The sequence below is a fragment of the Mesorhizobium sp. M6A.T.Cr.TU.014.01.1.1 genome, from assembly GCF_004022765.1.
Classification (GTDB): Bacteria; Pseudomonadota; Alphaproteobacteria; order Rhizobiales; family Rhizobiaceae; genus Mesorhizobium; species Mesorhizobium mediterraneum.
Window position 1 is genome coordinate 29,084 of record NZ_RZPG01000035.1, and the last position, 25,071, is coordinate 54,154.

Genomic DNA, 25,071 nt, shown 5'->3' on the forward strand with positions numbered 1-25,071 from the left:
TTTTCGAGATGGCATTCGTCCATGACGACAGACTGCGTTTTTGGCCGCGTTTGCGACCCTTCGATCGTTTCCGCCACCGGGCGGCAGCGGCGCGGCGTCTGAGCTGATGCAGTCTGCGGCCGATCTTGCACGTTCAGGCTCGCCGACCGGCATGGTGGCTGGGCAATGGACGCGCCGGCGGCCCGTATCCTGGATTTCGCTCGCCGCCATCCTGGTCTCACTTTTCTCCCTGCTGCCGCTCGCCTTTATCATCTGGATTGCCGTGCAGACCGGCTGGGAAACCGTATCGGCACTGGTCTTTCGGCCACGCGTCGGCGAACTCCTGGTCAACACCCTGCTTTTGGTGGCGCTGGCCGTGCCGATCTGCATCGTGCTGTCGGTGGCGCTGGCCTGGCTGACCGAACGCAGCGATCTTCCCGGTGCCCGCCTGTGGGCCTGGCTGTCGGTGGCGCCGCTCGCCATCCCCGCCTTCGTCCACTCCTATGCCTGGATCACCCTGGTCCCGGGACTGCACGGCCTGTGGGCCGGCGTCCTGGTTTCCGTCGTCGCCTATTTCCCGTTCCTCTATCTGCCGGTGGCGGCAGCTTTGCGCCGGCTCGATCCTGCCCTCGAAGATGCTGCGGCAGCCGTCGGCCTCGGGCCGTGGCGCGTGTTCCGGCGGGTGGTCTTGCCGCAGCTCAGGCTCGCCATCTGCGGCGGCTCGCTGCTGGTCGGCCTGCATCTCCTGGCCGAATACGGCCTCTACGTGTTCATCCGCTTCGACACCTTCACCACGGCAATCGTCGACCAGTTCCAGTCGACCTTCAATGGACCGGCCGCCAACATGCTGGCGGCGGTGCTGGTGACATGCTGTTTCGTGCTGCTCGGGATCGAAGTGCTCGTGCGCGGCGAGGAGCGCTATGCCCGCGTCGGCTCGGGCGCAGCGCGTCCCCTGCAACGCACAAGGCTCGGCCGCGCCACGATCCCGTGCCTGCTGCTGCCGGTCGTCACCGCACTGCTGGCGCTGGGCGTACCGTTCGTCACCATCGGCCGCTGGCTTGTGGCCGGCGGTGCCGATGTCTGGCGCCTCGACGAGATCGGCCTGGCGCTCGGCCAGACCCTGTTCCTGGCGCTCGCCGGCGCCCTGCTCGCTACCGTCGCCGCCATGCCGATGGCCTGGATCTCGATCCGCGCGCCCGGACCGCTGCAGCGTCTTCTGGAAGGCTGCAACTACATCGTTGGATCGCTGCCCGGCGTCGTCGTGGCGCTGGCGCTGGTCACCATCACGGTGCGCATCGCTTTGCCGCTCTACCAGACCCTGTTCACGATCCTCGTTGCCTATGCGCTGATGTTCCTGCCGCGCGCCCTGATCAGCCTGCGGGCATCGATCGCGCAGGCGCCGGTCGAGCTCGAACGCGCCGCCGCAAGTCTCGGCCGATCACCGCTCAAGGCGCTATGGTCGACGACGATCCGCCTGTCGGCGCCGGGTGCCGCGGCGGGCATGGCGCTGGTGGCGCTCGGCATCATGAACGAATTGACCGCCACGCAGATGCTGGCGCCCAACGGCACCCGCACGCTGGCGATGGCGTTCTGGGCCCACAGCGGCGAGATCGACTATGCATCCGCCGCACCCTACGCTCTCATCATGGTGGCGATGTCGCTGCCCCTGACCTGGCTGCTCTATGTCCAGTCGAAGCGGATGGCCGGACGATGAGCTTCCTCGAACTCACCAATGTGCACAAGCACTACGGCCCGGTGGCCGCACTGGCCGGCGTCGATCTCAGCGTGGCCAGTGGCAGCCGCACGGCGATCGTCGGGCCGTCCGGCTGCGGCAAGACGACCTTGCTGCGGCTGATCGCCGGCTTCGAGCCGCCGGACCAGGGCCGCATCGTGCTCGACGGCGAGGTACTGGCCAATGGCGGCGCCGCCGTGCCCGCATATCGGCGGAGCATTGGCGTGGTGGCGCAGGACGGCGCCCTGTTCCCGCATCTGACCATCGCCGCCAATATCGGTTTCGGCATGGGACGCCACGAGGACAAGCGCACCGAGCGCATCGTCGAGCTCGCCTATATCGTCGGGCTCGACAAGGCGATCCTGAAGCGTCGGCCGCACGAGCTCTCCGGCGGCCAGCAGCAGCGTGTGGCGCTAGCCCGCGCCATGGCCATGAAGCCTCGGCTGATGCTGCTCGACGAGCCGTTCTCGGCGCTCGACACGGGTCTGCGCGCCTCGATGCGCAAGGCTGTGGCCGAGCTTCTGGAGGCCGCCGGCATCACCACGATCCTGGTCACGCACGACCAGGCCGAGGCGCTGTCCTTTGCCAGCCAGGTCGCGGTGATGCGCGACGGCAAGTTCTCGCAAATCGGCACGCCGCGCGAGCTCTATCTCAAGCCGAAAGACAGGATGGTTGCCGAATTCCTCGGCGATGCCATCATCCTGCCGGCCAAGATATCAGATGGCTTCGCCAGCTCGCCGCTCGGCCGCATCGCCGTCGACAGCACCGAGCGGCGCGATATCGTCCGCATCATGCTGCGGCCGGAACAGGTGCTGCTGAAACGGACGTCGCGTGAAGGCATGTCGGGCACGCCGGATATGCTGTTCGGCGAGGTGACCGAGTCCGAATTCGCCGGCTCGATGTGCACCATCGCGGTGCGGCTCTTGAACAGCCCCGATCCGCCGGACGCCGCCGCAATCGGCAACACGCCGTTGATCCTGCGCAAGCCCGGCATGGACACGCCTGCCGTTGGCGAGATCGTCCTGCTGACTGTTTCCGGCAAGGCGCATGTGTTCGCCTGAATGGGCGCCCGGCCCGCGCCCTAGCGCTATCCGGCAGCAAACTTCGACGGTTCTGGCCGAAACAGCGGCGGCATCGTCCCCTCCCTTTGCTTGCCGGCCACCCGGAGCGGGCGGCAACGAGCTTGCTGGTGATTGCAAATCAGTGTGCGGGGACCGGCACGGAAGCCTTGAACGTATCGAGACGGCTCCCCGTTTGCGACGAGAAGAAATGCATCTCATCAGGCGAAAACATGAGCCCGACCGCCGTTCCGGGTGCCGGATGGACGGCTTCCGATGTCACCGCGCAAAAGGATGCCCCGTCGAGATCCACATAAACCACCCGGCCAGCACCCAATTCCTCGACGAGGTCGACCGTGGCCTTGAGCGCGCCCGGCGTGCCGGGCGCAACTAGACGCACGGCTTCCGGCCGGATGCCGGCAGCGACCAGCGTCCCCACCGGCAGGCCCACCCGCGGAATGGCCAGACGCCGGCTGCCGCCGAGCAACGACAGGCCATCGAGCTCGACGGCGCCTTCCAGGATATTCATCGCCGGCGCGCCGATGAAGGTCGCCACGAAACGGCTTGCCGGGCGCTTGTAGATTTCGCCAGGCGTGCCGACCTGCTCGACACGGCCGCCATTCATCACCACCAAATCCGTTGCGATTGCCGTGCGCCCAGGGGCGCCTAGTCCGACTTGGCGAGTGCCATCTCGACCAGCCGCCTCGCATCCGGCCCTGACCATTCGGCCGGGCCGTTCATATGGGCGATCAGGCAGCCTTCGCCGTCAATCAGCATGGTCACCGGCAGGCCGAGAGCCAGGCCGCGCGTCTTGAGATCGTTGAACAGCGCCATTGTCGAATCGCGGTAGTAGCCGAGCGCCTCGACGCCGGTTTCCTCGAGGAACTTTTTCGGCTTGGCGTCGTCGCCGGCATCGACGTTGACCGCGATGACTTCGAAGGCGTCGCTGCCCATTTCTTGCTGCAGCGCGTCGAGCGCCGGCATTTCGGCTCGGCAGGGCGCGCACCATGTCGCCCATAGATTGAGCAGCACCGTCTTGCCGGCATGGTCGGCGAGCGTCATCGGCTTGCCGCCGGGGTCGTTGAAGGCGAGGTTTTTCAGCGATTGCGGCGGATCGGCCGGCAAAAGTGCGGCAACCTGGCCGGTAGCAGCCGCCGCGACCGTCTTGGCACGATCGGCCTTGGCAGTGCAGGCGACATCGTCCTTGCTGTCGCCAACGGCAACTTGAGCGGGCGCGTTGTTGCCAGAACCGCTCTCGCTGACATATACCGCGACCGCGCCGGCCAGCACGCCCGCCACCAAAGCGGCGAGGATGAGGCGCGGGGCCGGGAAAAATTTATTGCCGTCTGCCATTTTCTAAAAACTGCTCCGGAGCACGGGTTATAGCGATGAGCGACAAGAAGGCCAGCAACCAGATGTGGGGCGGACGTTTTGCCTCGGGTCCGGCCGCGATCATGGAAGCGATCAATGCGTCGATCTCGTTCGACCGCAAACTCTACGCGCAGGACATCAGAGGCTCGATCGCCCATAGCGAGATGCTGGCGCAAACGGGCATTATTTCGGCGGCCGATCAAGAAAAAATCGCCCACGGGCTGAACACGATCCTGGCAGAGATCGAGGCGGGAAAGTTCGAGTTCTCGACCAGGCTGGAAGACATCCACATGAATGTCGAGGCTCGCCTTGCCGAGCTGATCGGCGCGGCTGCCGGCCGCCTGCACACCGCTCGCTCTCGCAACGACCAGGTGGCGGTCGATCTCAGGCTATGGGTCAAGGACGAGTGCTTTCGCGTCGCCGAGGCGCTGAAGGGCCTGATCACGGCGTTCCTGGAACGGGCCGAGGAGCATGCGGCAACGGTGATGCCGGGTTTTACCCATATGCAGGCGGCGCAGCCGGTGACCTTCGGCCACCATTGCATGGCCTATGTCGAGATGTTTTCGCGCGACCTGTCGCGTGTTCGTGACGCCATCGAGCGGATGGACGAAAGCCCGCTCGGTGCTGCCGCCCTTGCCGGCACCAGCTTTCCGATCGACCGGCACCAAACGGCCAAGGCGCTCGGCTTCCGCGAGCCGATGCGCAATTCCCTGGACAGCGTTTCGGACCGCGATTTCGCGCTGGAATTCTTAGGGCTGGCGGCAATCTGCGCGACGCATCTGTCGCGGCTGGCCGAAGAGATCATCATCTGGTCGACGCCGCAATTCGGCTTCGTCAGGCTGTCGGACTCATTCTCCACCGGCTCCTCGATCATGCCGCAGAAGAAGAACCCCGACGCCGCCGAGTTGGTGCGCGGCAAGACCGGCCGCGTCACCGGCCATCTGGTCGGCCTGCTGACTGTCATGAAGGGCATGCCGCTGACCTACGGCAAGGACATGCAGGAGGACAAGGAATCCGTGTTCGACGCCGCCGAGACGCTCGACCTGATGCTGGCGGCAATGACCGGCATGGTGCGCGACATGACGGTGAACGCTGCCACCATGAAAAAGGCGGCGGGTGCCGGCTATTCGACCGCGACCGACCTTGCCGACTGGCTGGTGCGCACGCTCGGCCTGCCGTTCCGCGAGGCGCACCATGTCACCGGCCGCGCGGTGGCGCTGGCCGAAGAGAAGAAGATCGGGCTCGACAGGCTGCCGCTGGAAGACTTGCAGTCCATTCACCCAGGCATCACCGCGGACGTGTTTTCGGTGCTTGCCGTGCAGAATTCGGTGAAGAGCCGCACGAGCTTCGGCGGCACCGCGCCGTCGGAAGTGAGGAAGCAGATTCGGTACTGGAAAAAGCGCATCGCCAAGGCGTGATGCCGGGGTGCAATGCCAGCAAAACTCAGCTAAAAGCGGCGGGCAAAAGTTTCGGACGGATGGCACGAATGACCGCAAGCAGGATTTTGGTGACGCTGACGCTGCTGGCGGCGCTGGCGACCGTAACGGCCTGTGGCAGGAAGTCCGGGCTCGACACGCCCTATGAGGCGGCCGTGCAGGCTCGCAAGGACGCCGAAAAGGCCAAGCAGCCCGTGCCGCCCGAGCCGGAAAAACCGGTCGAGGACAAGAAGTTCATTCTCGACCCGCTGCTCTAGCGTGATCCCGAAAAGTTGCAGACTTTTCGGACAAGATCACGCGAAAAAACAAGATCTAGAGCCGATGAGATCGGCCGATCTCATCGTGCTCCAACTTCCGGAACCACTCTTGTGAACCATTTCGACTACCGCGACGGCGTGCTGCATGCCGAGGACGTGGCGATACCAGATATCGCTGCAAGCGTCGGAACGCCGTTCTATTGCTATTCGACGGCGACGCTGACCAGGCATTTCCGCGTGTTTGCGCAGGCCTTTGCCGGGCTCGACGCGCTGGTCTGCTATGCCATGAAGGCGAATTCCAACCAAGCGGTGCTAAAGATCCTGGCAAAGCTCGGCGCCGGCGCCGACGTGGTCTCGGAAGGCGAACTGCGCCGCGCGCTAGCCGCCGGCATTCCGGCCAACAAGATCCTGTTTTCGGGCGTCGGCAAGACCGCACGCGAAATGGATTTTGCGCTCTCGGCCGGCATTCTGTGTTTCAATGTCGAATCCGAGCCGGAGCTTGAATTGCTGTCGGCCCGCGCCACGGCACTGGGCAAGGTGGCGTCGGTCTCGCTGCGCATCAACCCGGATGTGGATGCCAAGACCCACAAGAAGATCTCCACCGGCAAGGCCGAGAACAAGTTTGGCATCCCCTGGCAGAAGGCGCGCCAGGTCTATGCCCGCGCAGCTGAACTGCCTGGCATCAAGGTCACCGGCGTCGACACCCATATCGGCAGCCAGATCACCGAATTGCAGCCCTTCGACGATGCCTTCGCGCTGCTGGTGGAGCTGGTCGGCGTGCTGCGCGCCGACGGGCACACCATCGAGCATATCGATCTCGGCGGCGGCCTCGGCATTCCCTACCGCGTCGATAACAGCCCGCCTCCCTTGCCAGACGCTTACGCCCAGATCGTCAAGAAGCACGTCACGAAGCTGGGATTGAAGGTGATGTTCGAGCCGGGCCGGCTGATATCAGGCAATGCCGGCATCCTTGTCTCGCAAGTGATCTTCGTGAAAGAGGGCGACGCCAAGAATTTCCTGGTTGTCGACGCCGCGATGAACGATCTGATCCGGCCGACGCTTTACGACGCCTTCCATGACATCAAGCCGGTGGTGCAGCAGCCGCCTGCGGCACCGCGCATGACGGTCGACGTCGTCGGCCCGGTCTGCGAGACCGGCGATTATCTCGGCCTCGACCGCGATCTGCCCCGGCTGAAGGCCGGCGACCTGATCGCCATCGCCACCGCCGGCGCCTATGGCGCGGTGCAGGCCGGCACCTACAACACCAGGCCGCTGGTGCCCGAAGTCCTGGTCGACGGCGACCGTTTCCATGTCGTGCGCCCGCGCCAGACGTATGACGAGCTGATCGGGCTGGATTCGCTGCCAGATTGGCTGGAATAGATCATGATCCCGAACCGAAGGTCCGCGTCTGCGAAAAGTGGGAACCGGTTTTCGGAAACGATCATGGTCAAACAAAAATAGAGCGCCGGCAGCGCTACAGCCGGTGCTGAATCAACGCCCTGGTCTCGGCAATCCTGCCCTCGTCGCGGCGATAGAATGTCCACTGCTTGATGCGTTTGCTGCTGAGAAGGCCCGCCTGGGTCAGCACCCGCATATGCTCGCTGAGCGTCGCTTGGGTGATCCCAAGCTTTTCGGCGATCAGCAGCGCGCAGACGCCGTCCTCGACCAGGTCGCCATCCGCTTGGCGTGGAAAATGCGCGCGCGGGTCCTTCAGCCAATCGAGGATTTGCAGCCTGCGCTCGTTGGCGATCGCCTTGAAGACATCAACCTCTTGCATTTAGCCATTTTGCTAAGTTACTAAGTGATGTCAACCCTTGGGAGCAGGCCATGCTGAACGGCAATATGATCACACGCGAACGCATCGCCGCAATGGAACCGCGCATCCGGCCATTCGTGCGCCACACGCCGGTGCTGCGTGTCGACATGGCCGATTTCGGCCGTCCGCCTCTTAGCCTCGACCTGAAGCTCGAATGTCTGCAGCATTCCGGCTCGTTCAAGGCTCGCGGCGCGTTCACCAATCTTCTCGAGCGGCCGGTTCCCAAGGCTGGCGTCGTCGCCGCATCGGGCGGCAATCATGGTGCCGCGGTCGCCTATGCCGCCATGCGGCTCGGCCACAAGGCGACCATCTTCGTTCCCGAAGTGAGCCCGCCGGCCAAGCTGGAACGCATCCGCGGCTACGGCGCCGAGTTGGTCGTCGGCGGCGCGCGCTATGCCGAAGCGCTGGCCGCCAGTGAAGACTTTGCCGAAAGGTCCGGCGCGCTGCAGATCCACGCCTTCAACCAGGAGGAAACGCTGGTCGGTCAAGGCACGCTTGGCCTCGAGATCGAGGCCGACCTGCCCGAGCTCGACACGCTGCTGGTCGCCGTCGGTGGCGGCGGCCTGATCGGCGGCATTGCCGCCTGGTTTGCCGGCCGCATCAGGATCATCGCGGTCGAGCCCGAAGGTGCGCCGACGCTTTATCGCGCCTTCGAGGCCGGCCGGCCCGTCGACGCGCCGGCGGAAGGCATCGCTGCCGACTCGCTGGCGCCCAAGCGCGTCGGCGAAATGATGTTTCCAATCGCCGAGGCTTTCGTCGAGCGTTCCATACTGGTCAGCGACGACGAGATCATCGCCGCGCAGGCGGCGCTTTGGGACCGGGTGCGAATCATCTCCGAGCCGGGCGGCGCTGCGGCTTTCGCGGCGGTCCTGTCCGGCCGCTACGCGCCGGCTGCAGGCGAGCGTGTCGCCGTGCTCGTCTGCGGTGCAAACGCCAATCCGGCTAAATTCTGACGATAACAGGGGCAGTCCTGTTCACGTTTTAGGGAACTGCCTCGCCTTCGCCGTGTTTCTTGGTATGTTTGGAGCGACGAGCATCTAAGACTTTGAGTCCTTCGCATCCGATTTTCGGGCCGGTGCGATAGATTTGTGAGGTTCGGGTTATCCCGCCCGAATCAGGAAGGGCCGATGACGCAACGACCCACCTCCACCAGTGATCGCAGCCTGGCCGGGCGCCTTGCTCTGAGCCGGCTGGCGACGCGGATCTCGATGACGGTCGAGCGTGGCTGGCCGTTGCTGCTTCCGCTGGTCATCGTCGCCAGCCTGTTCCTCAGCATCTCGTGGCTCGGCCTCTTCCATCTGCTGCCCGATATGGCGCGCATCGGTCTCGTGGCGGCGTTCGGCATCGCAGCCCTTGCCGCACTCTATCCCCTGCGTTTCTTCCGGGTGCCGACCAGCGCCGAGATCGATCGGCGCATCGAGGCGGCCAACCAGTTGCTGCACAGCCCGGTGCTGGTGCAGACCGACCGGCCGAGCGGCAGGGAAAGCATTTTTTCGCAAGCGCTGTGGCGCGAGCACCAGAAACGCATGGCCGAAAAACTCGGCGACCTCGGTGGCGACCTGCCACGCACCCGGGTCCCGGAGCGCGACCCGTGGGGGCTGCGCGCCGTGGCGGCGCTTTTGTTGGTCACCGCCTTTGCCTTCTCCTTCGGACCGTCGGGCGGCCGCATAGCAGACGGGTTCAGTGCCCACGCGGCGCGCGACACTGTCCCGCCGCGCATCGACGCCTGGGTGACGCCGCCGGCCTACACCGGCAGGCCGCCGGTCTTCCTCACCTCCCCAGCCCTCGCCAACCCAACCCTCGCCAATAATGGCAATCAGGCTGCGTCCACCTTCACCGTTCCGGAAGGCAGCGACGTGTCGCTGCGCGTCACCGGCGGGTCGGGCGAGGAAACGCTGAGCTACGCCGACGCCGACGGCAATGCCCGCACCATCGAGCCGACCGGGCAGCAGGCCGACAAGGCCAAGCCGGCGGCGGCAACGCCCTCCACGGTGCGCCAGTTCACAGGAAAGCTGACGGCCAACGGCACGCTGACGCTGAGCTCGGGCAATGACGAACTCGGCAACTGGGCCTTCGCGGTGATCCCGGACAAGCCGCCGCAGATCCGCTTCGTCGGCGAGCCCAAACGCGCCGTCAATGGCTCCTTCGAGCTCAACTACCAGATCGACGACGACTATGGCGCGGCCTCCGCCAAGGCGGATTTCGTATTGGCCGACCCGCCGGCGCCGAATGCGCATCCGCTCTATGGCCCGCCCGAAATGCCGCTGTCGCTGCCGCGCCGCGGCGCCAAGGGGAATGCCGCCAAGACCACGAAGGACCTGACCGAGCATGTCTGGGCCGGCGGCAACATCAACCTCACGCTTGTCGCCACCGACGATGCCGGACATACGGCAACCAGCGAAACCAAGACGCTGGTGATGCCGGAGCGGCCTTTCTCCAATCCGCTTGCGAGGGCCGTGATCGAGCAGCGCCGCGTGCTGGCGCTCGACGCCAACGCCAAGAGCCGCGTGCTCGACCTGATGGACGCGATCACGCTCAGGCCCGAAGACACGTTCGACAACATGGCACACTACCTCGCCATCATGAGCGCCCGCACGCGGTTGAAGATGGCCGACAGCGACGATCAGTTGCGCGACGAGGTCGCCTATCTCTGGGAGATCGCGCTCGGCATCGAGGAAGGCAATCTTTCGGAGGCCGAGAGGCGGCTGCGCCAGGCGCAGCAGGCGCTGCAGGACGCCATCAAGAACGGCGCCAGCGACGAGGAAATCGACAAGGCGATGAAGGAACTGCGCGAGGCGATGAACCAGTTCCTGCAGGAATTCGCCCAGCGTGCGCAGCAGAATCCGAACGCGCCGCAGATGCAGCAGAACGGCCAGGAACTGCGCCAGAGCGACATCGAACGCATGATGGACCAGATCGAGAATCTGGCGAAGTCCGGCGACCGCGACAGCGCGCAGCAATTGCTTTCGCAACTGCAGGACATGATGAACAATCTGCAGGCCGGACGTCAGCAGCAAGGCGGCCAGCAGAACAGCGAGATGCGCCAGCAGATGGACAAGCTCGGCGAGATCATGCGGCGCCAGCAGGAGATGATGAACGAGACCTTCCGCATGGACCAGATGCAGCGCGGCCAGCAACAGCGCGGGCAGAACCGCGACGAACAGCTCGGCGAGAACGGCGAGCAGGGCCAAATGGGCGAACAGGGCGAGCCCGGCCCAGGTGAAGACCGCGATCCGCTCGGCCGGCCGAAGCCGATGACGCCGGAGGAATTCGCAGACGCGCTGAAGCAGTTGCAGGAAGGTCAGGGCAAGCTGCAGGGCGACCTCGACCAGCTGAGGAAAGGTCTTGAGGGTATGGGGCTCGAGCCCAATGAAGGATTTGGCGACGCCGGCAAATCCATGGGCAGTGCCGAACAGGCGCTTGGCGACAGCGATGGCGACCAGGCCGTCGGCCACCAGGGCCGCGCGCTGGAAGCGCTGCGCAAGGGCGCCAAGGACATGATGAAGCAACTGCAGGCCATGCAGGGCGACGAGGGCGAAGGCGAGCGGGGCGGCCGCCAGCAGAACGCCGACCGCGATCCGCTCGGCCGGCCACGCTCCACCGAGGGGCCTGATGATGGAAGTTCGGTGAGAGTGCCGGACGAGATCGACGTGCAGCGCGCGCGCCAGATCCTCGAAGCGATCCGCAAGCGGCTCGGCAACGCGCTCAGCCCCGACATCGAGCGCAGCTACCTGGAGCGGCTGCTGGAGCTGAAGTAAACCTCTTCTATCGCCTCAAGCATCGAACCATTGAGACTACCATGGTGAAACTCGGCGCCGTCACTCCGATCCTGCGCATCTTCGACATCGCCAAGGCGCATGAATTCTATGTCGGCTTGCTCGGTTTCGAAGTGCAGTTCGAGCACCGCTTCGACGACAACGCTCCCCTCTATATGGGAATTTCGCGCGATGGTTGCGTGCTGCATCTGAGCGAACATCACGGCGACGGCGCGCCGGGCGCTCATATCCGCGTCGAAGCGGGCGACATCGCGGCGCTGCACCGCGAACTGATAGCGAAGAAGTACCGTTTTGCCAGGCCGGGAGTGGAAGAGACACCTTGGCAGACAAGGGAGGTCACCGTCGGCGATCCGTTCGGCAATCGGCTGACCTTCTACGAAAACGTCGCATAGCGGCTGCCAGGCTTTAGCGATTGGTGAACGCCTCGCGGATCGCCTCTTGCATGCCGTCGATCGCCTCGCCGGAAGCATTCGGATTGCGCCGCAAAACCACGTTCGAGGAATCGATGTCGCCGAACCCGTCGGCGGCCGTAAGTTCGCGGCAGCCGGCAGGGATGTTGCTGCGCGAGATCGGCGCAATCGCCAGCCCGGACGTGACGGCGAGCCGTAGTCCGCCATTGGTATCGCTGGTATAGGCGACACGATAGGCTAGACCGCGCTGTTCCAGCGACTTTATCGCGAAATCCTTGCACCAGCCGGCACGGTTGTAGAGCGCGATCGGCACCGGCCGCTCCTCATGCATGTGGTGAAGCTCCGACGTCACCCATACGGTCGGATCATGCATCAGCACCTCGCCGCCGAAGAGATCCTGCCACTCGAACACCACCGCCAGATCGAGCTCGCCGGCCGCGAGCGCCGCGATCTGCGCGCCGGAATGCGCGTAGCGGACGGTGACTTCGACCTGAGGATGGCGCTTGGCAAAGGCGCCGAGCGCGCGCGACAGGATGGCGTGGCCATATTCCTCCGGGATGCCGATGCGCACCGGCCCACCAAGCGGCGCCGCGACCATCGATGCCGCCGTCTCGTCGAGCAGCGATATGATCCGGCGGGCGTTGACGATGAGTTCGCCGCCGCGGCGGGTCAGCGCCACACCACGCGAGCCGCGCTCGAACAGGCTGTCGCCGACCACACCTTCGAGCCTCTTCATCTGCATCGAAACCGCCGACTGGGTACGGCCGGCCTGCTCCGCTGCCTTGGTGAAATTGCCGGTATCGGCAACCGCGACGAAGGTGCGCAGCAGATCGCTGTCGAGCGTGGACTTCATTTGTTCGCCATAAGAAAATCTGATTGCTGGCATCATTCCAATTCGTTTGCAACATGTCAAACGTCGGATGATAGTTGCTTCACCCATTGGATATGCGGCTGCGAAATCGGCCGCGGACCAATACAGAGTCCTCACTCGTACCCGCTGCCCGAAACGGTGGCGGGTTCTTTTTGCCCAAACCGCAGGCCCGGCTTTCGGGCCGCACATGCAAGGAGCCCGTTGAACGACATGCAGAACCGGATCGTTCTCGGCATGGCAAGTCTTTGCCTCGGCGTTCTGGTGTTCTCGCTCCAGGATCCGCTGATCAAGGCCGTATCGGGCACATACCCGGTGACCGAAGTGATGGCGATCCGCTCGATCGTCGCCCTGCCCATTCTTCTCGTGCTCGTTCATGTCGATGTCGGGCTCAGCGCGATCTTTTCGAAGCGTTTTCGCATGCTGACGATGCGCGCCTTGATCCTGTTCACCTCCTACACGGTCTACTACCTGGCAATCGCCGCCCTGCCGCTTGCCGACGCGGTGGCGCTCTATTTCATGGCACCGCTGTTCATCATGGCGCTTGCCGGCCCTTATCTCGGCGAACGGGTGGCATGGCAGACGCTGGTCACCGTCATGGTCGGGATGCTGGGCGTGCTGGTGATGCTGCGGCCCGGCGCCGGGCTGTTCGACTGGGCGGCGCTGCTGTCGCTGGCCTCAGCGGTGCTGTACGGCTTTTCGCAGCTGATGGCCCGCAAGATCGGCGACACCGAATCGTCCACGGTCATGGCGTTCTATCAGAATGGCGTCTACCTCTTGGGCGCTGCACTGGTCGCCGGGCTGTTCTGGCTGGCAGGAATAGCTCACGCCACGCATCCAAGCCTCGAATTCCTGGTCAGGCCATGGATCTGGCCGACGCCAATCGATTTCCTCAAGATGGCAACCTGCGGCTTCGTCGCCTCGGCCGGGATGATCCTGTTGTCGCAAGCCTACAGGCTGGCGCCCGCCAACAGCGTCGCCACCTTCGAGTATACCGGCATCATCTGGTCGCCGCTGTGGGGTTTCCTGTTCTTTGCCGAAGTGCCGCGATCGACCACCGTCGTCGGCGCTGCGCTCATCATCGGCGCCGGTCTGTTCGCGCTCGATGCCAGCCGGCGCCGAAGCAGCGCGCCGGCAATCGCGGCGACCTGCGATCCGGCCTGACCGCGGTCAGGCCTTAGGCTCTAGGCAAAGCAGGCGAGCGCCTGTTCGACACGCGCGCGGATTTCGGCCAGCGTGAACGGTTTCTGCACAACGTCCACAATGACGCCATTCAATTCCTCGGCGCGCTCGCGCTGATCGGCATAGCCGGTCATCAGCAAGATCTTCATCGCCGGGAAAAGCGACGCCGCCGCCTTGGCCATCGCGATGCCGTCCATCTCCGGCATGCGGATATCGGAGACGACAAGATCGTAGCCGCCACGTGCCGCGCGGATCAGGGCAAGCCCTTGCGCGCCGTCGGCGGCGATGTCGATCATATGCCCGGCGCGTTCGAGCGCACGAGCGGCGAGAGTGCGGACGGATTCATCGTCCTCGACGATCAGGAGCTTTGCCATAGCGGAATGTTTGGCGGGGAAAAGTTGACTTTTCCTGAACCGCAAACGCGATCAGGGAGAAATCCGGAGCGCGCCGCATCGAAAAGTTGCGTACAGCGATTCCAAGCCCGCGCACCGGGATCGAGCACCAGGGTGTGTTGAGATTCAGGTCAGGCCGAGTCGAAAACAGCGGCTTCCGAGAACCGGAGCGGAGCGTACTTTTGGGTACGTGAGCACCGGAAGCGCAGGAAGCCGCTGTTTGCAGGCCGGCCTCACCTGAATATCAACACACCCTAGGCGTCGCCCTTGACGACGCCGACGAACGGCAGTTCGCGAAAGGCGTGGGCGACATCCATGCCATAGCCGACGACGAAATAGTCGGGGCAATCGAAACCGACATAGTCGGCGTTGAGCGCGGTCTGGCGGCGCATGCGCTTGTCGAGCAGCACGGCGATGGCGCAGCTTTTGGCGCCGCGCGACAGCATCAGGTCGCGGGTGAAGGACAGCGTCTTGCCGGATTCGAGGATGTCGTCGATCAACAGCACGTCGCGGCCGGCGACCTCATTGTCGATATCGCGCAGCACCCTCACCTCGCCGCTGGTGGTGCCGGCGCCGTAGCTGGAGATGAAGATGAACTCGACCTCGGGCGACAGGCCGACATCGTGCATGGCGCGGATGAGATCGGCAGCGAAAATGAACGATCCTTTCAGCACCGAAATCACCAAAAGGTCCTGATAGTCGTGCCCGGCGATCTCCTTGGCGAGCTCCAGATTGCGGCGGGCAATCGCCGACGCCGAAAACAGAACCTCGATATCCTTGCCGCGCACGACTGGCATTTGGCCGCCTTCCAGAATGATCGCCCTAGTTGGCGAAGGTGACCGAAACGGTCTTGACCCCGTTTCTAGGCACGTCGAGCCGGCTGGAAAAGCCAAATCTTTCGCCGGGCGCCAGCGAACGGTTAAATGTCCCCAGCGTATAGCGGATTGTGCGCCTGTCATTGCCGGTGACCCGGATCTCCAGCGGCGGCAACGGCGACGGGCCGGCGCCGTCATTCGCGGCCTCACCACCGACGAACAGGACAGGTTCCGGCCCGGACGCATCGATACGCGACGTGACGCCTGAAATGGTGAGTGCAGCGCCCGTTTCCTGGGCCGCGAGAAGAAGCGGCGCCTGGCGCACCAGCGCGTGGCCGCCCGAGATCCAGAAGGCTGCAAACGCGGCACTGAGGCCGGCGATCCAGAAGATCGGCCCGCCGCGCGACATCAGCGGCCGTCCCGTAGCGGTTTCGGGCTTGCGCAGCATCTCCATGCCTTCGATCGCTGGCGTGGCGACCACACGCGAAAGCGGTGGTGAAGGTTCCATGCTGCCGGTAAAGCGCGGCAGCACCTCGTAGTCGGCGTCGACGATGTCACCGGCTGGATCACGCATGATGCGTTCCGGGCCGGCCGTGTCGGCCATGATTTCGCCGGAAACCGGGCGCGCGGTTCGATCCTCAGCCATCACGGCCCCAGCACTGCAGCACTTGTTCGCTCTTCGTTTCTTTTGCGTAAACGGAAATGGTTAACGCTTCCCCATCGGAACCCTTGTGACGCGCCCAAAAAAACCCAGAATTAACCGCCGGTTAACCATGCCGGCCGATGGTCTTTTCTCAGAGAAGGCTGGCTCGTCGCCGCCGCAAGTTTCAGGTCGTCGAACGTGATCCGCTTCGAAAATGTCGGCCTCCGTTATGGCATGGGTCCGGAAATCCTCCGCGACATTTCCTTGCACATACCGGAGCGCTCCTTCCAGTTCCTGAGCGGCCCTTCGGGCGCCGGCAAGACGACACTGCTGCGGCTTTTGTTCATGTCGCTCAAGCCGACGCGCGGGCTGATCACCATCTTCGGCAAGGACCGCTCGCGCATCTCGCGCACGGAGCTGCCGCATCTGCGGCGGCGCATCGGCGTGGTGTTCCAGGACTTTCGCCTGCTCGACCACATGACGACCTATGAGAATGTGGCCTTGCCGTTGCGGGTACGCGGGCGCGAGGAAGCGAGCTATCGCACCGACGTGACCGAGCTCTTGAAATGGGTCGGCCTTGGCGAGCGCATGCATGTGCTGCCGCCGGTGCTGTCGGGCGGCGAGAAGCAGCGCGCCGCAATCGCCAGGGCGCTGATCGAGCAGCCCGAGATCCTGCTTGCCGACGAGCCGACCGGCAATGTCGACCCGCCGCTGGCGCGGCGCCTGTTGCGGCTGTTCATCGAACTCAACCGGCTGGGCACCGCAGTGGTGATTGCAACCCACGACCTCGGCCTGATGGAACAGGTCGATGCACGGCGCATGATCCTGGCCGGCGGAAGGCTGGATATCTATGACTAACCTTTCCGTTGAACACGCCGAAGACCAACACGCCGAGAGGGCGGGGACGACGCAGCGCGTTCAGCGCAAGATGGCGCCGATCGTGCCGGCACAGAACATCGCCGGCCGGGCGCTGGTCCTGGTCATCGCCATCATGACGTTCCTCTCCTGTCTGACCTTCGGCGCGGTGACGCTGGTGCGTGATACCGCCTCGGTCTGGGAGAACCAGATCTCACGCGAGGCGACGATCCAGATCAAGCCGATAGACGGCCTCGACATGGAGGCAGCGCTTGCCCAGGCCTCGCAGATCGCCGGCGAATTTCCTGGCGTCAAGAGCGCCAGGATCGTCGACCGCGACGCCACGGCGCGGCTACTGGAGCCATGGCTCGGCTCGGGTCTCAATATCGACGACTTGCCGGTGCCGCGTCTGATCATCGTCACCATAGACGAGAGCAACCCGCCCGATTTCGCCGCAATGCGCGCCGCGATCACGCCGAAACTGCCTAGTGCCTCGCTTGACGACCATCGCACCTGGGTCGACCGGCTGGTGGCCATGGCCCGCACCACGGTGACCATCGGCATCGCCGTGCTGGCGCTGATGCTGTCGGCAACCGTGCTGACCGTGGTGTTTGCGACGCGCGGCGCAATGGCCGGCAACGGCCACATCATCGAGGTGCTGCATTTCGTCGGCGCCGAAGCGCGCTTCATCGCGCGCGAATTCCGCCACCACTTTCTTGTTACCGGCATGAAGGGCGCAGCCGCCGGGGGTGCGGCGGCGGTGCTCGTCTTCATCGTCTTCTCATGGTGGTCATCGCGCAACATGGCAACACCGCAGGCCGATCAGGCAACCGCACTGTTCGGCAATTTCGCCATCGGTTCGGCAGGCTATTTCGGCGTCGTCCTCATGGTGCTGGTCATCGGTGCGCTGACGGCGGCAACCTCCCATGTCACCGTCGTCACCTATCTCAGCGACATCGATGTCCGCCAACCCGACGCGGGGTGATCACGGATAGAGAATTAGCGTAACGTAATGTGTGCTTTTTCACCTACTAAACGCCGCATTTCGGGGTTAACGATACGATGATGGACGCGCGCGACTCGAGCGGAATGGCTGGACAGTTGCCCTTGGTAATTACGCGCTCCCGCGAGCGCGCCAAGCCCAGCCGATTGGCGGGCGCGTTGCGCATCTCCGCTTTCTTTCTGCTCGTGCTGGCAACGCTGTTTGCCGGCGGCTTCGGCTGGTTCGCCAACACCGTCAGCCGTCTCGCGACGCCTACCAATCCGGCAAAAGCCGATGCCATCATCGTGCTGACCGGCGGCCATTCGCGTCTCGACGCCGCCATGGGTCTGCTTGCGTCCGGCAAGGGCGAGCGGCTGCTGATCAGCGGCGTGCATCCTTCCGCCAGCCGCCGCCAGCTTCAGGTCGCGACCCGTGGCGACAAGAAACTGTTTTCCTGCTGCGTCGACATCGACCGCGCCGCGCTCGACACGATCGGCAATGCCGAGGAAAGCGCCAAATGGGTTGAGGACCACGCCTATGGCACCGTGATCCTCGTCACCAACAACTATCACATGCCGCGCAGCCTGCTGGAAATGGGCCGGCTGCTGCACAAGGCCAAGCTCGAACCCTATCCGGTGGTCAACAGCAATCTTGGCAATGGCGGCTGGCTGACCAAGCCCAGGGCGCTGCGCGTGCTGTTCACCGAATACAACAAATATCTGCTGGCGCTGGCGCGGGGCATCGTGCCGGTGAAGCCAACGCCAACCGGCATCGCGCTGGCCGAGGCTGCTGAGCCGATCTGAAACCGGCAGCGGTATCATTCCTTGGCGCTAGAGGCTCCGCGCAGGCGCGCGATCTCCTGTTCGAGACGTTCGATACGATTGTCCCGTTCGGCCAGCGCCGCCGCCACATCGGCTGCTTCGAAACGCTGTGGTATGTGCTGCGGGCAATTGGAATCCCAGGCCGAAACCGTGAACAGGATGATTTGCTCGGGGCGCGCCTTGTAGCTTTCCGGCATCAGCTTCGCCATCAGTTCGGCGTCGTCCTCGACGACACGCGCGTTGCCCCAGATCTTGATGCGCTGCCGGTGCGCATAGTCGATCAGGAACAGGAATGCGCGGGGGTTGTCGTCCAGATTGCCCTGGGTGATGAATTGCCTGTTGCCGGAGAAATCGGCGAAGCCGATCGTCCGCTCGTCGAGCACCTTGAGGAAGCCGGCCGGCCCGCCGCGATGCTGGATGTAGGGCTGGCCCTCACCATTGGCCGTCGACAAGAAGATGCTGGTTTGCGCCTCGATGAAAGCGGCGAGATCGGGCGTGATATCAGCTTGCCAGCCGCCACGCTCCTCGACACGGGCATAGGCGTCTCGTGAGCCTTTGCGGGCCTGGATCGCCTTGACGGTTGGGGTAAAGGCGACATCGCTGGTGAAGACGTGAGCATTCATGGAAAAGCCTCCTTCAAAGGCCGAGCTCCGACAGAGAGGGATGATCGTCCGGCCGGCGGCCAAGCGGCCAATGATACTTGCGGTCGGCCTCGTGGATCGGCAGGTCGTTGATGCTGGCGATGCGCAAGCGCATCAATCCATGTTCATCGAACTCCCAGTTCTCATTGCCGTAGCTGCGAAACCACGAGCCGCTGTCGTCGTGCCATTCATAAGCGAAACGCACGGCGATACGATTGTCGCGGAACGCCCAGACCTCCTTGATGAGCCGGTAGTCGCGTTCGCGATCCCATTTGCGTGTGAGGAAGGTCTGGATGGCGTCGCGCCCTTGCAGGAATTCGGCCCGATTGCGCCAGCGGCTGTCGATTGTGTACGCAAGCGCGACCCGTGTCGGATCACGGGAGTTCCACGCATCCTCCGCCATGCGTGCCGTCTGTGCGGCAGTCTCGGCGGTGAATGGCGGGAGCGGCGGGCGGCTTTCAGACATGGGAACTCCTTGTGATGGGCTAGAGCGGCGGGCTTTCAAGTCGAACCGTACCGCCGCTCTATCTCTTTTGTTTGAGCATCGGATTTTCCAAAACCGACACACTGGTCGCTGAAATTTCAGGCTGCCTTGCGGACAGAAACGACCGGAAAGTCGATCTCCGTCCTGGCAACCTCATTGACATAGTTGGTCCAGACATTGAGAGCGACATGCTGGACGATCTTGATGATCTGCGCATCGTCGTAGCCTGCGAGCCTGACGGCGCTGAGATCCTCGTCACCGATATGGCCGCGGTCGCGCGCAATCTTGGCGGCGAAAAGCACGGCCGCGGCGGCCTTGGGATCGTTGGACCCGCCCGCACGATTGGCGACCATCTCGGCATCGTCAAGCTTGGCGAGGTTCTTGCCGAGATAGGTATGGGCGGAAAGGCAGTAGCTGCAGCCGTTGATCTCGGCGACCGCCAGAGCGATGCGCTCGCGCGTCGGCGCGGGCAGGCGGCCCTTGGCAAGCGCTCCGGACAGACCGAGATAGCCTTCAAGCGCAGCCGGGCTATTGGAAACGAGCCTGAAGAGGTTTGGGACGACGCCGAGTTGCTTCTCGACGGCATGCAGCATCGGCCGCGACGCAGCAGGCGCGGCCTCTATGGACGCGGGTGTAGGGATACGGGGCATCGGCATTCCTTCTCGTTGATCAGCTTCGCCGTCAAACATGGCCCCTTCCATGTTTTGGATGTAGCTGTCATATTTGCAATCAATCCTTCCATTTTCCGGGAGAAGCATTGATCGCCTCGAGGCTATGTCGCTTTTCGTCGCCGCTGTGGAGGCCGGCAGCCTTTCGGCCGCCGGACGCCGTTTCGGCATCCCGCTTGCGACGGTCAGCCGCAAGGTCTCCGACCTGGAGCGGCATCTGAAGACGCGTCTCCTGAACCGCTCGACGCGCCAGCTGACGCTGACCGACGCGGGTCATGCCTATCTCGCTGCCTGCCATCGCATTCTCGACGAGGTCGGCGAGGCCGAGCGGACCGCCGCCGGTGAATACAGCGCCCCGACGGGCGAATTGATCATCACCGCGCCGATCGTCTTTGGCCGCCTGCATGTGCTGCCGGTCGTCACCGGCTTCCTCGCCGTCTACCCCGACGTGGCTATTCGCCTGATGCTCGCCGACCGGATAACCCAGTTGACCGAGGAGCACATCGATCTCGCCGTCCGCATAGGCGAGCTTCCCGACTCGAGCCTGGTGGCCACCCGTATCGGCTCGATCCGGCGCGTTGTCTGCGCGACGCCGGCCTATCTGGCCGAGCGCGGCACGCCGGAGACCCCGAAAGACCTTGCGTCACACAGCTGCATCACCTTCGAGGGGCTCACCGCTCCCGCCACGTGGACCTTTGCCACCGGCAAGACCGAACTCCCTGTTCCGATCCGCTCACGGCTTCGGGTCAACACCGCGGAAGCGGCGATCGATGCCGCGATTGCCGGCGTCGGCATAACGAGGGTGCTTTCCTATCAGATCACTGCTGCGGTGCGGTCCGGCACACTCCGCACCGTGCTGGAGGCATTCGAGCCGCAGCCATGGCCGGTCAGCCTCGTGCATGCCGGCCAAGGTCTGCTGCCGGTGAAACTGCGTGCGTTCCTCGACTTCGCCGCCCCACGCCTGAAGACGCGGCTCGTGCAAGCGACATGGCAGGCCTGACGAACAGGGGCCTTCGCACCGTTTCCTTTTTACCTGCGCTTGGTGTAACCAACGCACACCTCCTCACCGGGCACTTCCCACATGCTCCATATCCGCTCGCTGGCGTTCAACCTCGTCTTCTACGTCAATCTGATCGTCCAGATGATCATCTGGACTCCGTACTATTTCCTGTCGCCGCGCCACCGCGCCTGGTTCGTGCCGAAATTCTGGTCGCGCACCAGCATGTGGCTCTACGACAAGATCGCCGGCACCAAAAGCGAGATCACCGGCCAGGAAAACCTGCCCGAGGGTTCCTTCATCCTGGCGCCCAAGCATCAATCCTTCTGGGACGCGATCGCCTTCTTCCCCTTCCTGCAGGATCCGATCTACATCCTGAAACGGGAACTGACCTGGATCCCGTTCTTCGGTTGGTACATCCTGAAAATGCGGATGATCCCGGTCGACCGCGGCAGCCGCTCGAAGGCGTTGAAAGCGGTGGTCGCCGCGACCAAACAGGAGCTGGCGCGCAATCCCCGCCAGCTGATCATCTATCCCGAGGGCACACGCCGGGCGCCGGGCGACGAGCCGGCCTACAAATACGGCATCGTCGAGATCTATGCGCAGCTTGGCATTCCGGTGGTGCCGGTCGCCCATGTCGCCGGCCTCTACTGGCCGCGGCGGAAATTCCTGCGCTATCCCGGCACGATCAAGGCCCGGTTCCTGCCGCCGATCCCGCCGGGGCTGGACAAGCAGGAATTCATGGAACGGCTGATCGGCGAGACGGAAGCCGCCTGCGACCAGCTGCTCGTCGATGCGTCCCGTGCGCCGAACCCGCCGCCCATGCCGCCGACGGCGGTGAAGCGGCTGAGGGAATTGGCCCCCGATAACCTGGCCTGAACCGCCCGTCTGACCGGCAGATCCCTAGGGAATCACGGCCAGCGCCGTGGTCAGAAGCAGTGTCGCCGCAAACGTCAGATTGATGATCCGCGAGGCCAGCGGTTTGCGCAGAAAGCGCGCAAACGCGGCACCGGCGAGAAGCCAAATGACATGGATGGCGACGATCATCGAGACGAGGACCGCCAGCTTGAGCCCTGCATCGAGCTCACCGGCGGCCGACGTGCCGGCGAACACGGCGGCAATCGCCACATAGGCTTTCGGGTTGGCGACGGCCAGAAGAAACCCGCCCAGGAAGGTGGGAAGTGCCGCCCCGCCGGTACGCGCAGCCAGAGGCGGAGCCGTTGCTATCTTGAAGGCGAGGTAGAGGATGTAGGCTGCGAATGCCACCGCCAAAAGCGGTGTGAGCCTCGGCACAGAGGCAAGCATGGCCGTGATGCCCGTCGCCACGACCAAAAGCACGGCGACCGTGCCAAGGATAATGCCCGAGGCGTAGCGGAGCGAATCGCGCAGACCGAAGGCCGCACCAACGGCGGTGACGCTTATCGTCGCCGGCCCCGGACTGCCCATCACGACCGCCGATGCCAGGATGAGCGCGAGCAATTGCTGCCATAGTTCCGGATGGGAAAAGACCTGTTCGGCCATCTGTATACCAGTATCCCGACGCGATGCGACCAATCGTATGGCAGGGCAGACCAGGGCGTCTTGAACGATCGTGCGGAGCCGTCCGGCGCAGGCCGCGCACGATCCTTGGCTGGCGTTTGAGCGGCCGCCGCTTCGCGCTAGCTTCTATGCACTCGCGCTGTCGAGATCGGCGATATCGTCAGGACTGAGATTCAACGATACGGCGCGGACGAGGCTGTCGACCTGGTCCAGCGTCGTGGCGCTGGCGATCGGCGCCGTGACGCCGGGCCGCGCAATCACCCAGGCGAGCGCCACGTCCGCCGGCTTGGCCGAGTGACGCGCCGACACCGCGTCGAGTGCCGCCAGGATGCGCATGCCGCGCACGTTCAGATAGGTCTTCACGTCGTCGCCACGCGCGCTTTTGCCGAGATCGGCTTCGCTGCGGTACTTGCCGCTCAAAACCCCCTTGGCGAGGCTGAAATAGGTGATGACGCCGATATCCCCCGCCATGCACAGATCGCGGAGCGGCCCATCGAAGGCGGCGCGGTCATAGAGATTGTACTCCGGCTGCAGCACCGCGTAGCGCGGCAGGCCCCGCAGGCTTGCCACGTCGAGCGCGGCGCGCAACTGGCCGGCATCGAGATTGGAGGCGCCGACGTGGCGGATCTTGCCCTTGGCGAGCAGCTTTTCGTAGGCGCCGAGCGTCTCCTCGTAGGGAGTGGTCGGGTCCGGCCAGTGCGACAGATAGAGATCGACGACATCGGTCTGCAGCCGCATCAGCGACGTATCGATGGCCTTCTCGATATAGGCGGCGGAGAGGTCTTTCCTGCCCTGCCCCATATCCGATCCGACCTTGGTGATCACCACGACTTCGTCGCGGTTGCCACGGCTCTTCATCCATTTGCCGATGATCGTTTCGGATTCGCCGCCCTCGTTGCCGGGAACCCAGCGCGAATAGGAATCGGCGGTGTCGATGGCGTTGAGGCCGGCGCCGACGAAGCGGTCGAGCAGGTCGAAAGAGGTTTTCTCGTCGGCGGTCCAGCCGAAGACGTTGCCACCTAGAACCAGCGGCGCGATGGACAGGTCGGTTTGACCGAGACGACGTTTCTGCAAGACTGATCTCCGTGGGGAATGGAAAGAATGGGGGCGAGAAGCCCTCGCTTAACCTATGTCGCGGCGTGGCAACGTCAAAGGCCTGGCCAACTTTTCCGACCAGCCAGCCTTCACAAAGGCGCGACCGCCGCGCTCGACGTTCCAGCCGATGTCTACTGGCTTTGGCGCCGGTATTCACCAGGCGGCAACCCGACCACGCGGTTGAAAAGCCGGCTGAATGACGCCGTATCCCGGTATCCGACCTGGTAACATATTTCGGCAATGCCGAGCTTGGTGCTTTCAAGAAGTGTTTTCGCGGCCTCAAGGCGCCGGTCCTGAATCCATCGGCCGGGAGTGGTGTGCAATTCATCGAAAAACCGGCGCGCCAGCGTTCGCGGCGACAGACCGAGTTGCGCACCAAGGAACGCAAGGTCGAGCGCTCCGAGCTGTTTCCTGGACAAGGCTTCGAGCCGGTCGCGGAACGCCTCTTGCGTAGGCGGCAGATCGGCGAGCGGGAACTCGTAAGGTGTCTGGATCTGCCGCGACGGTGGCAGCACCAGCAATTTGCGAACCAGGCGCTCCTCCCTGGCGAAGCCAAGATCGCGCAGAAGCGCCTTGCCGAGCTCCAGGCCTGAAAAGCCGCCGCCGCAAGTGTAGATCCGTCCGTCCCCGATCAGCACACGTGAAGCGTCCCACCGCACTTTTGGAAAGCGGCGCTGGGCATCCGTCTTCAGCCACCAGGAGATCGTCGCGCGCTTTCGGTCGAGAAGACCGGCGTCTGCCAGGAAGTAACCGGCCCCGCAATGCGCGGCGATGATGGCGCCGTCGCGCTGCGCGCTTGCGATAAGCGGTGCGGCGTGGCGGCTCTCTTCCTCCAGCGCGGCAACAAGCTCCGGGATTTGCATGCCGGGCATGGCCAGCAGGATCAGCAGGTCCATGCGCTGCGAGGGCTCGCGTCTGGTGTGAAAGGAGATCCCAGGCGTCGTCGTGGCGTCAGCCTGCCGCGCCACGAATTCGAAGGAAATCGCCGGCGCGCCGCGAATGGTGTTCACCAGCTCGAACATTTCGACAAGTGTCGCGGCGACGGCCGAATAGAAGGTCGACGGCAGCCAGATCACGGCATGGAGGGGGCGGTTGTCCAAGATGCCTCCTTTGAACAGCTATGGCAAGTTTAGCATATAGATTGTCAAATCTGCCAATTCCGATTTTTGCCAGCGACCTTAGGTTCCGCGACACCGATGCAAACACCGGTGCTGCAATCTGGTGACGTCCAGGCTGCTAGCCCCAGATCCGCCG

The 25,071-nt window shown here is 64.1% G+C and carries 27 protein-coding genes; 14 read left to right on the top strand and 13 right to left on the bottom strand.

Translation table 11 applies throughout. The features are described from left to right. Positions 1 to 106 precede the first annotated feature (106 nt). Positions 107 to 1,693: an iron ABC transporter permease gene (locus EN885_RS29330; protein ID WP_164897939.1), complete on the top strand. Its 1,587-nt coding sequence runs from the start codon at positions 107 to 109 to the stop codon at positions 1,691 to 1,693. Then, positions 1,690 to 2,772, top strand: coding sequence for an ABC transporter ATP-binding protein (locus tag EN885_RS29335; protein WP_127288553.1), 1,083 nt, complete (start codon positions 1,690 to 1,692; stop codon positions 2,770 to 2,772). Before EN885_RS29330 ends, EN885_RS29335 begins: the two co-directional genes overlap by 4 nt. Before the next feature lie 139 nt (positions 2,773 to 2,911). Here the strand turns inward: EN885_RS29335 and EN885_RS29340 are convergent, their stop codons facing one another. Both EN885_RS29340 and EN885_RS29345 read right to left on the bottom strand, forming a co-directional pair. Further along, a complete protein-coding gene (locus tag EN885_RS29340) occupies positions 2,912 to 3,394 on the bottom strand; it encodes a TOBE domain-containing protein (protein ID WP_281035171.1) in 483 nt (160 codons plus the stop codon). Between the two features lie 41 nt (positions 3,395 to 3,435). After that, positions 3,436 to 4,122 carry a TlpA disulfide reductase family protein gene (locus tag EN885_RS29345; RefSeq protein ID WP_128243833.1) on the bottom strand — a complete coding sequence of 229 codons (687 nt, stop codon included), beginning with the start codon at positions 4,120 to 4,122 and terminating at the stop codon, positions 3,436 to 3,438. A gap of 35 nt (positions 4,123 to 4,157) precedes the next feature. On the opposite strand from EN885_RS29345, the gene argH reads away from it, so the two are divergent. From argH to lysA, 3 genes are all read left to right on the top strand, one after another. After that, positions 4,158 to 5,558 carry an argininosuccinate lyase gene (gene argH / locus EN885_RS29350; RefSeq protein ID WP_127288551.1) on the top strand — a complete coding sequence of 467 codons (1,401 nt, stop codon included), beginning with the start codon at positions 4,158 to 4,160 and terminating at the stop codon, positions 5,556 to 5,558. 68 nt (positions 5,559 to 5,626) lie between these two features. Continuing rightward, positions 5,627 to 5,833: a lipoprotein gene (locus EN885_RS29355; RefSeq protein WP_095485974.1), complete on the top strand. Its 207-nt coding sequence runs from the start codon at positions 5,627 to 5,629 to the stop codon at positions 5,831 to 5,833. Positions 5,834 to 5,944: 111 nt separating this feature from the next. After that, the gene (lysA, locus tag EN885_RS29360; RefSeq protein ID WP_128243832.1) at positions 5,945 to 7,213 is read left to right on the top strand and encodes a diaminopimelate decarboxylase; all 1,269 of its coding nucleotides are present in this window, start codon (positions 5,945 to 5,947) and stop codon (positions 7,211 to 7,213) included. A 94-nt stretch (positions 7,214 to 7,307) separates the two neighbouring features. Here the strand turns inward: lysA and EN885_RS29365 are convergent, their stop codons facing one another. After that, positions 7,308 to 7,610 carry a metalloregulator ArsR/SmtB family transcription factor gene (locus tag EN885_RS29365; RefSeq protein WP_126104748.1) on the bottom strand — a complete coding sequence of 101 codons (303 nt, stop codon included), beginning with the start codon at positions 7,608 to 7,610 and terminating at the stop codon, positions 7,308 to 7,310. 50 nt (positions 7,611 to 7,660) lie between these two features. Between EN885_RS29365 and EN885_RS29370 the strand changes: the two genes are divergently transcribed. From EN885_RS29370 to EN885_RS29380, 3 genes are all read left to right on the top strand, one after another. Beyond that, positions 7,661 to 8,602: a threonine/serine dehydratase gene (locus EN885_RS29370; protein WP_127288548.1), complete on the top strand. Its 942-nt coding sequence runs from the start codon at positions 7,661 to 7,663 to the stop codon at positions 8,600 to 8,602. Positions 8,603 to 8,776: 174 nt separating this feature from the next. Next, positions 8,777 to 11,407 carry a TIGR02302 family protein gene (locus tag EN885_RS29375; RefSeq protein WP_128243831.1) on the top strand — a complete coding sequence of 877 codons (2,631 nt, stop codon included), beginning with the start codon at positions 8,777 to 8,779 and terminating at the stop codon, positions 11,405 to 11,407. Positions 11,408 to 11,448: 41 nt separating this feature from the next. After that, the gene (locus EN885_RS29380; RefSeq protein ID WP_128243830.1) at positions 11,449 to 11,817 is read left to right on the top strand and encodes a glyoxalase superfamily protein; all 369 of its coding nucleotides are present in this window, start codon (positions 11,449 to 11,451) and stop codon (positions 11,815 to 11,817) included. A 13-nt stretch (positions 11,818 to 11,830) separates the two neighbouring features. On the opposite strand, the gene EN885_RS29385 is transcribed toward EN885_RS29380, so the two are convergent. Further along, positions 11,831 to 12,688: a LysR substrate-binding domain-containing protein gene (locus EN885_RS29385; protein WP_095485968.1), complete on the bottom strand. Its 858-nt coding sequence runs from the start codon at positions 12,686 to 12,688 to the stop codon at positions 11,831 to 11,833. Between the two features lie 228 nt (positions 12,689 to 12,916). Here EN885_RS29385 and EN885_RS29390 point away from each other — a divergent pair, with 228 nt between their 5' ends. Further along, entirely contained in the window at positions 12,917 to 13,867 is a 951-nt protein-coding gene (locus EN885_RS29390; protein WP_095485967.1) for a DMT family transporter, read from the top strand. A gap of 20 nt (positions 13,868 to 13,887) precedes the next feature. Here the strand turns inward: EN885_RS29390 and EN885_RS29395 are convergent, their stop codons facing one another. The 3 genes from EN885_RS29395 to EN885_RS29405 form a co-directional block, all read right to left on the bottom strand. Then, positions 13,888 to 14,259, bottom strand: a complete 372-nt coding sequence (locus EN885_RS29395) for a response regulator (RefSeq protein ID WP_095485966.1) — start codon at positions 14,257 to 14,259, stop codon at positions 13,888 to 13,890. Positions 14,260 to 14,531: 272 nt separating this feature from the next. Further along, on the bottom strand, positions 14,532 to 15,074 hold the full coding sequence (hpt, locus tag EN885_RS29400) for a hypoxanthine phosphoribosyltransferase (protein WP_128243829.1): 543 nt from the start codon (positions 15,072 to 15,074) through the stop codon (positions 14,532 to 14,534). A 25-nt stretch (positions 15,075 to 15,099) separates the two neighbouring features. Beyond that, positions 15,100 to 15,741, bottom strand: a complete 642-nt coding sequence (locus tag EN885_RS29405) for a hypothetical protein (protein WP_128243828.1) — start codon at positions 15,739 to 15,741, stop codon at positions 15,100 to 15,102. Between the two features lie 192 nt (positions 15,742 to 15,933). On the opposite strand from EN885_RS29405, the gene ftsE reads away from it, so the two are divergent. The 3 genes from ftsE (at position 15,934) to EN885_RS29420 (ending at position 18,375) form a co-directional block, all read left to right on the top strand. Beyond that, positions 15,934 to 16,593, top strand: coding sequence for a cell division ATP-binding protein FtsE (gene ftsE / locus EN885_RS29410; RefSeq protein WP_010911739.1), 660 nt, complete (start codon positions 15,934 to 15,936; stop codon positions 16,591 to 16,593). After that, positions 16,586 to 17,575: an ABC transporter permease gene (locus EN885_RS29415; RefSeq protein ID WP_127288544.1), complete on the top strand. Its 990-nt coding sequence runs from the start codon at positions 16,586 to 16,588 to the stop codon at positions 17,573 to 17,575. Before ftsE ends, EN885_RS29415 begins: the two co-directional genes overlap by 8 nt. Before the next feature lie 77 nt (positions 17,576 to 17,652). Next, positions 17,653 to 18,375, top strand: a complete 723-nt coding sequence (locus EN885_RS29420; RefSeq protein ID WP_127288543.1) for a YdcF family protein — start codon at positions 17,653 to 17,655, stop codon at positions 18,373 to 18,375. Between the two features lie 14 nt (positions 18,376 to 18,389). On the opposite strand, the gene EN885_RS29425 is transcribed toward EN885_RS29420, so the two are convergent. The 3 genes from EN885_RS29425 to EN885_RS29435 form a co-directional block, all read right to left on the bottom strand. Next, positions 18,390 to 19,016 (bottom strand): pyridoxamine 5'-phosphate oxidase family protein, encoded by a 627-nt coding sequence (locus tag EN885_RS29425; protein WP_128243827.1) that lies wholly within the window; start codon positions 19,014 to 19,016, stop codon positions 18,390 to 18,392. A 13-nt stretch (positions 19,017 to 19,029) separates the two neighbouring features. Beyond that, positions 19,030 to 19,500, bottom strand: coding sequence for a DUF1348 family protein (locus EN885_RS29430; protein WP_095485960.1), 471 nt, complete (start codon positions 19,498 to 19,500; stop codon positions 19,030 to 19,032). A gap of 116 nt (positions 19,501 to 19,616) precedes the next feature. Further along, on the bottom strand, positions 19,617 to 20,168 hold the full coding sequence (locus EN885_RS29435; protein WP_128243826.1) for a carboxymuconolactone decarboxylase family protein: 552 nt from the start codon (positions 20,166 to 20,168) through the stop codon (positions 19,617 to 19,619). Positions 20,169 to 20,274: 106 nt separating this feature from the next. On the opposite strand from EN885_RS29435, the gene EN885_RS29440 reads away from it, so the two are divergent. Further along, a complete protein-coding gene (locus EN885_RS29440) occupies positions 20,275 to 21,186 on the top strand; it encodes a LysR family transcriptional regulator (RefSeq protein ID WP_095485959.1) in 912 nt (303 codons plus the stop codon). 81 nt (positions 21,187 to 21,267) lie between these two features. Further along, the gene (locus EN885_RS29445; RefSeq protein WP_095485958.1) at positions 21,268 to 22,062 is read left to right on the top strand and encodes a 1-acyl-sn-glycerol-3-phosphate acyltransferase; all 795 of its coding nucleotides are present in this window, start codon (positions 21,268 to 21,270) and stop codon (positions 22,060 to 22,062) included. A 24-nt stretch (positions 22,063 to 22,086) separates the two neighbouring features. Here the strand turns inward: EN885_RS29445 and EN885_RS29450 are convergent, their stop codons facing one another. The 3 genes from EN885_RS29450 to EN885_RS29460 all read right to left on the bottom strand — a co-directional run bounded on the left by EN885_RS29450 (position 22,087) and on the right by EN885_RS29460 (position 24,917). Next, positions 22,087 to 22,704 carry a LysE family translocator gene (locus EN885_RS29450; protein ID WP_128243825.1) on the bottom strand — a complete coding sequence of 206 codons (618 nt, stop codon included), beginning with the start codon at positions 22,702 to 22,704 and terminating at the stop codon, positions 22,087 to 22,089. A 144-nt stretch (positions 22,705 to 22,848) separates the two neighbouring features. After that, positions 22,849 to 23,796, bottom strand: a complete 948-nt coding sequence (locus EN885_RS29455) for an aldo/keto reductase (protein WP_128335242.1) — start codon at positions 23,794 to 23,796, stop codon at positions 22,849 to 22,851. A 152-nt stretch (positions 23,797 to 23,948) separates the two neighbouring features. Next, positions 23,949 to 24,917, bottom strand: coding sequence for a helix-turn-helix domain-containing protein (locus EN885_RS29460; protein ID WP_095485955.1), 969 nt, complete (start codon positions 24,915 to 24,917; stop codon positions 23,949 to 23,951). Positions 24,918 to 25,071: the final 154 nt, after the last annotated feature.